Genomic DNA, 6,867 nt, shown 5'->3' with positions numbered 1-6,867 from the left:
GTACGAGTATAGCGGTGCTACGGCATTACAACTCGGCTCGACTTATACGAACGGGCAAGTCTACGGTTTGGGGACGCTGAGCAAGCCGACGTTGAACTTAGGGAATATTGTCAACCCGACAGAAAATGGAACCAATGGCAGCATTACCCTCAATCTGAACAGTTTCCAAGGTCGGTTAACGGTTCCGTTTTCCCTCGGGGGAACGGCAACGAGCGGCACGGACTACCAGTTGCAATACAATGGTGCGTCTCTCAATGGCTCCTTGACAATTCCCGCCAATACGACGAGTCTTTCCCTCGATATCGTTCCGGTCAACGACACCACTTACGATCCCAACGAAACGATTCAATTTTCCCTCTCGTCGGGTAGTATTTACAATCTAGGAACCACCACCAAGACGCTGACCCTAGAAGATAACGAACCCACCATCGGTATTGCTGTGGGCACGGCTAGCGTCACCGAAGGGGATAGCGGTTCGTTTACCATTACCCTGGATAAACCCGCCCCCCATAACTTCACCATTCCCTACACCGTGGGCGGGACGGCAACGGCGGGGAACGACGGGGACTACGACTCCCTGACTGGGGCGATTAGCGTCGCTCAAGGGGAAAGCAGCAAAACGATCGCGATTAATACGATCGGGAATACTCAACTCGATGGCGACAAAACGATCGCCATTACCCTGGGCAACTCCAGCAACGGCGCGGGTAAAGACTATAACATCGGCACGGGCAATGCAACGCTGACGATCGCCGATAATGAAGTGGCTCCCACGGTGACGATTGCCAGCATCACCGCCCCCCAAGAAGGCAGCACTAAAGCCAAATTCCGCGTCCAACTCAGTTCGGCGGCATTGGGTAACGAAACCTCCGGCGCGCAGCAAGGAACCTACTTCTACTACAACCTCGTAGCGGGGACGGCCACTTCGGGGACGGATTTTGCCGATACTAACGCTACAGCCGGTCGCGTCTTCATTGCCGATAGCGCCACTTCGGCCGATGTCGAAATCGACATTCCCGACGACCTCATCTACGAAGCCGGTGGCGAAACCTTTAGTGTCAATCTCGCCAGCCATCCCACGAACGCGGCCCTCTACACCCTCGGCGGTACTCAATCGATCGATTTCACGATCGCCGACAACGACGTTATCCCGGTTGTCAACCTCGAACGAGTCAACGACCCCGCAGAAGCCGGGGAAGTTGCAGGTCTTTTCAACGTCAATCTGGCAACCGGTGCCCTGGAAGGGGGCGTGAATATCGGCTACGAAGTCGTCGCCGGTAGCACAAGTGCCACCAGCGGTGCGGACTTTGCCCCCCTCACCGGCACGGTCTATATTCCCGAAGGCAGTACGACGGCAGCTATCCCCATCAGTCCGGTGGACGATCGCCTTTACGACCCCAACGAAACCATTACCGTTCGTCTCAAAGATGCCAGTGGCGGCGAACTCTACAGCGTGGGGGACAGTAACGAAATCCAATTTGCGATCGGCGATGACGACCATTTATATACGGTCAATATCCAACCGAGTGCCGATGCCAACGAAGATGGGACGTTAGGGGCTTTCCAGGTCGCCCTCGATCGAATCGCCCACGAAGATATTACGATCGCCTACACCCTCTCCGATACCAGTAGCGCCACCTCCGGAACCGATTTCACCCCCATTTCCGGCAGCGTCACCGTCGCTAAAGGTCAAACCACCGCGTCGATTCAAGTCCAAGCCCTCGATAACCAAATTGCCGAGGGCGATCGCACCTTGACCTTGGCCCTCGATCCTCAGTCTCCCACCCCAGTTATCCAACCCGATAACAACTACCAAGCCGATCCCAGCGCCCAAACCGCAACGATCGCCATCCAAGATAACGATGTCGCTGGCGTGCGCCTCACCGCCCTCGACAACACCACCACCGAGAAAGGGGCGACCGCAACGGTGGAAGTGCGCTTGGAAAGCCAACCCATCGCCCCGGTGACGGTGACGCTGACTTCCGATAACGGCGACGAAGGCCTCTTCGCCAACGGGGGAACCCTGAGTGCGTCGGCTTCGGTGACCTTTGCCCCCGAGGAATGGCAAACGGCTAAAACCCTGACGGTACAGGGGATCGACGACATCCCCGAAGATGGCGATATCCCCTACAACTTGGTTTCGAGTATTACCAGCGACGATACCCGCTACGCCAGCCTCGCCTCTGAATCCGTCAGCCTCATCAACCTCGACGATGAAGGTTTCAACCTGTTAGTCTCCACCCCGAATCCGATAACCGAAGGGGGCAGCACCACCTATACCCTGCAACTGACCAAACCCCCCAGCGAAGACATTCCCGTGGAAGTCGTCGCCGACACCCAAACGGAAGTCAGTCTCGACGGGGTGACGTTTGCAGAAAGTCTCATCGTCAACCTGGCAGATATCGCCCCCAAGGATATCTACGTGCGCGCCACCGACGATACCAAAGTCGAAGGACTCCACAGCAGCACCCTGACCCATCGGATTCTCGACCACGGCGACATCAACTATCTCAAGGAAACAGAAGTCACCCCAGCGGTGTTGGCGATCGAAGATAACGATCGACCCCAAGCCAGTATCGTCGCCGCCGAAGCCGCCAGCGAAGAAGGTCTGGTGACCGGACGGTTCGCCATCGCCCTCGACCAACCACCTCTGGCTGGGGGATTGACCCTCAACTACACCGTCACCGCCGCCAGCGCCACGGCGGGAGAGGACTACACTACCCTCACCGGATCGGTCTTCATCGCCGAAGGGTCCACCGGGGCGGATATCACCGTCAACCCGCTGCAAGACTACCTCGTCGAATTAGGCGGGGAAACCATTACCGTCACCCTCGACGACAGCCCCGATTACACCGTCGATGCGGGCAACGCCAGCCAAACCCTCACTATCCACGACGACGATGTCGCCGGAGTGCGCGTCCGCGAGTCGGGGAACACCACCCGCATCCTCGAAGAGGTGTCCGGCGACAGCTACACCGTCGAACTCACCAGCCAACCCGAGGACGACGTTACCATTACTGTGGAGACCGACGGCGAGGTGACACCCGATCGAAACACCGTCACCTTCACCCCCGCCAACTGGAACGTTCCCCAAACGGTGACCCTGCCGGTATTCGACAACCCCTCCGTTGAAGGCGATCGCACCCAAACCATTACCCACACCGCCAGCAGCAACGACGGCCACTACAACGGCTTGGCGATCGATCCGGTGGAGATGGAAATTATCGATAACGATACCCCCGGCATTCAAGTCAGCCAGAGTAGCTTTACCACCCAGGTGACGGAAAACGGGGCGACCGATAGCTACACTATCGTCCTGGATAGCGCCCCCCTCAACCCCGTCACCATCGACCTGGCTAGCAGCGCCAATGCGGTGACTGGGCCGCTGACTGGGGACGTAGAACTGGGCTTCAGCAGCAATTCCCTCATTTTTGACGAAACGAACTGGAACCAGCCGCAAACGGTGACGGTGACGGCGGTAAACGACGATATCAATGCAGGCGATCGCACCGCCACCATTTCCCACACCGTCAGCAGCGCCGATAGCTACTACGACGGCTGGGCGATCGTCGATATTCCCGTGGCGATTACCGAAGATGAAACCACCGGTCTTGCCATTCGAGGGACGGGTTCGCAAACCTACGTTATCGAAGGTTCGGGCAACCCCGACTTTATCGAGGCAACGTTTGCCACCCAACCCATTGCCGATGTCACCATCGCCTTCGACACCGGAGACGACCTCGAACCGATTCCCAATTTAGTCGTCACCCCCGATAACTGGGCGGACACCTTGAATATTCCCGTCTTCGGTCTGCGAGACACAATTTCAGAAGACCCCGAACTTTTCGATCTCGGCTTTACCGTTACCAGTACCGACCTCAACTACGATGGGTTTGAGATTGCCCCAATTCCGGTGACGATCGCCGATGCCCAACTCGACAGCAGCCAAGTGGCAACGGGGATGGGGACGATTCTCGACGAAATCGACGGCTTGCTAACCCAACAACTCAACGCGATCGAGTTACCCCTGGTGGGTTCCCTCGCCGAGTACGCCCCGAACTTCATCGGCACCTTCCGCGATTTCCTGGTTGCCGAACTCGAAGCCGGGGGTCAGGCCACGGCAACCCAGGTGGGCGACACGATCGAAAATGCGATTCAAACGGCCTTCGATAACGTCGGCATCGAGACAGAAGTCGGGGTCGATATCGCCGTCGGTTTGGACGAAACCACCTTCGACATCGGCATCGGCAACACCTACGAAATCAATACCAGTCTCGATGCCGACCTGGGCATTCCCGCCTTGGGATTGGAAGTCGAGGGGGAAGCCATCACCAGTTTCGGGTACGAGTTGGGTCTGGGTATCGGTTGGAATAACGATTTCGGCTTTTTTGTCAATACCGATTCCACGGGGGTCAACGCCTCGGTGGGGGTCGATCTCAACGAAGACTTCAACGCCACCGGAAATCTGGGATTCTTGCGGGTCGATGCGGCCAACAACCCCGACGATCCCACCGGCGCGGGGGTCGATTTAAGCGTTGCCCTCAACGATCTCGATAACACCCCTCAAATCCAATTCCTCGATGCTGACGGTAGCGGGGAGTGGGAAACTGGAGAACCGATCGTCGAACAAGCTGCGGACGGCACGTTCCCGGATTTGCCGGTGTTGGGACGCTTCGACCTCAACAGCAACCGCCAGTACGAGGAGGACGAAGGGGAAATTCTCACCCAAGAGGCCCCCGACGACGAAAACCGCCTCACCCTCTCGGAACTGTCTCGGGATTTCGAACTCAAAGATTTATTCGACCCCACCCTCGAAGCTGGGGCTAACCTCGGTTTCAATGTCGCCACCAGTCTCGAAGGGAGTACGGTACTGCCCCAGTTCCTGTTCGACATCAACGTCGATTGGGAAGCCCTCAGCTATAAAGACGGGACGTTTACCGGGCCGCAAGTCCCGGAAGTGGCCTTCGATAACCTGCGCGTCGATGCGGGTAGTTTCGTCAGCGATTTTGCCAAGCCCGTTTTTGGCAAAGTCAACGATGTCGTCGATCCCCTGCGTCCGGTACTCGACTTCCTACAACAAGATATCCCCTTCTTCTCCTCTCTGGGGGTGGACGAACTGTTTGGTCAACCCCTCGACAACGATGGCGATGGCAATGTTTCCCTAATCGATCTGGTTGCCGTTCTGCCCCAAAGTAAAGTCAACGTCCAACCGTTTATCAGTGCGGTTCAAACCATCGATCGTATTAGCAGCTTAATCGATGAGATTGCCAATACCGAAGGCAATTACGTGGTGGATCTCGGTTCTTTCGATATCGCCCTACCGGATTTGGGTAAAGGGTTCGAGGTTCCCTCTTTTGACGACATTAGCAGTGGCGTAACCAATACGGTTTCGTCGATTTCCCTTCCCAGTACCGATGCAGTGAAATCGGCGCTGCCTAAAGTCTCGGCGCTGCCGGTGGAAAGTCAACTCACCACCTCCACCACCGGATCGCGCCAAGAACTGTTCGACACGATTCGCAACGATAGTACCCTGGAATTCCCGATTCTCACCGATCCGATGGTGGCGATCGATCTGTTGTTGGGCAAGGAAGATGTTTCCCTGTTCACCTACGATCTGCCTGCCTTAGAATTGGGGGCGGGCTTTAGCGCTTCGTTCCCCGTTTGGGTGGGGCCGCCGACGATCGCCCTCAACTTTGGCGGCGACATCGGTGGGGGTGCAGACTTGGCATTTGGCTTCGATACCCAAGGGTTCTACGACTGGTCTCAAGCGAATTTCGATCCCAGTGCCAGTTTCCTCGTGTTGGATGGCTTCTACGTCAGCGATACCGAAAACGCCGACGGGACGGGGGCAGATGTGGACGAGTTCTACGGAACCTTGGGTCTGGAACTGGGCTTATCGGCGGGACTCAATTTTGGCGTTGCCAAAATCGAAGCCTACGCCCAGGGTGGCTTGCGGGGGGATTTGGGCATCGACTTCCGGGATACGGGAGAAAGCGCGGGAACCGCAGACGGCAAAATTCGGGCAATTTCCGAAATTGGGGCCAACATCCTCCAACCCTGGCAACTGTTCAACCTCTACGGCGCGCTGACGGCTTCGGCAGAAGTGGGGATTCGGGGCGAAGTTCTCGGGATTGAAGAAACCTTCTACTCCGTCGATTTCGGTCCCTTTACCCTCGCCGAGTTCGAGTACGGCGAAAATGGTTTCAGCGTCTCCACCGCCTTCGACGGCCCGATTGCCGGGGCGACGGTCTTCTTCGATGCCAACTTCGACGGCATTCAAGACCCCGCAGAACCGTTTACGGTGACCCGCCAGAACGGTGGATACGAGTTGGCTATCCCCTTAGAAATCTACGATACCAACGGCAACGGTCAAATCGACCTGGCTGAAGGTCAAGTGGTCGTCACCGATGGGGTGGATACGGACACCTACCAAGACCAGCGCTTCGATTTCATTACCTCACCCCAGTGGGATGTGGCATCGCCGCTGACGATGCTGACCTTGAGACTCGAAGCCGCGAACCCCGAGACGGTGGAAGCTCAAATCGAGCAGGCGTTGGGATTGCCGACCGGCTTCAACCTCGACGAGGAGAGTCCCCTGGCAGGTATTCGCGCCGGAGATGACAGCGCGGCAACGGTGTTCCGCACCCAAGCGCAACTGCAAAACTTACTAATTTTCGGGGTGAACGGTTTGGTTCCCGAAACGGTGGAGGGAGAGGCAACCGAAAATCTCGCCGACCGCCAGAACCAGGCCGCATCGGCGCTAATTTCCCAAATTGTCGATCGGGTTCGGGGGGGCGAAACCTTGAACTTCACCGACGCGGCGCAATTGCGATCGATTATCGAAGCGACTGCCGCCCAGTTGGGAGT

The 6,867-nt window shown here is 57.2% G+C and carries 1 protein-coding gene; it reads left to right on the top strand.

Going from position 1 to position 6,867, the window contains the following annotated elements; genetic code table 11:
- The coding region (locus IQ235_RS14865; protein WP_264322227.1) for a beta strand repeat-containing protein at positions 1 to 6,867 on the top strand (6,867 nt) is incomplete at both ends.

This window comes from Zarconia navalis LEGE 11467 (genome assembly GCF_015207075.1).
In the GTDB taxonomy this organism is placed as follows: domain Bacteria; phylum Cyanobacteriota; class Cyanobacteriia; order Cyanobacteriales; family Geitlerinemataceae; genus Zarconia; species Zarconia navalis.
The sequence above is the reverse complement of the archived record's forward strand: the minus strand, read 5'-3'. Positions and strand labels throughout refer to the sequence as shown.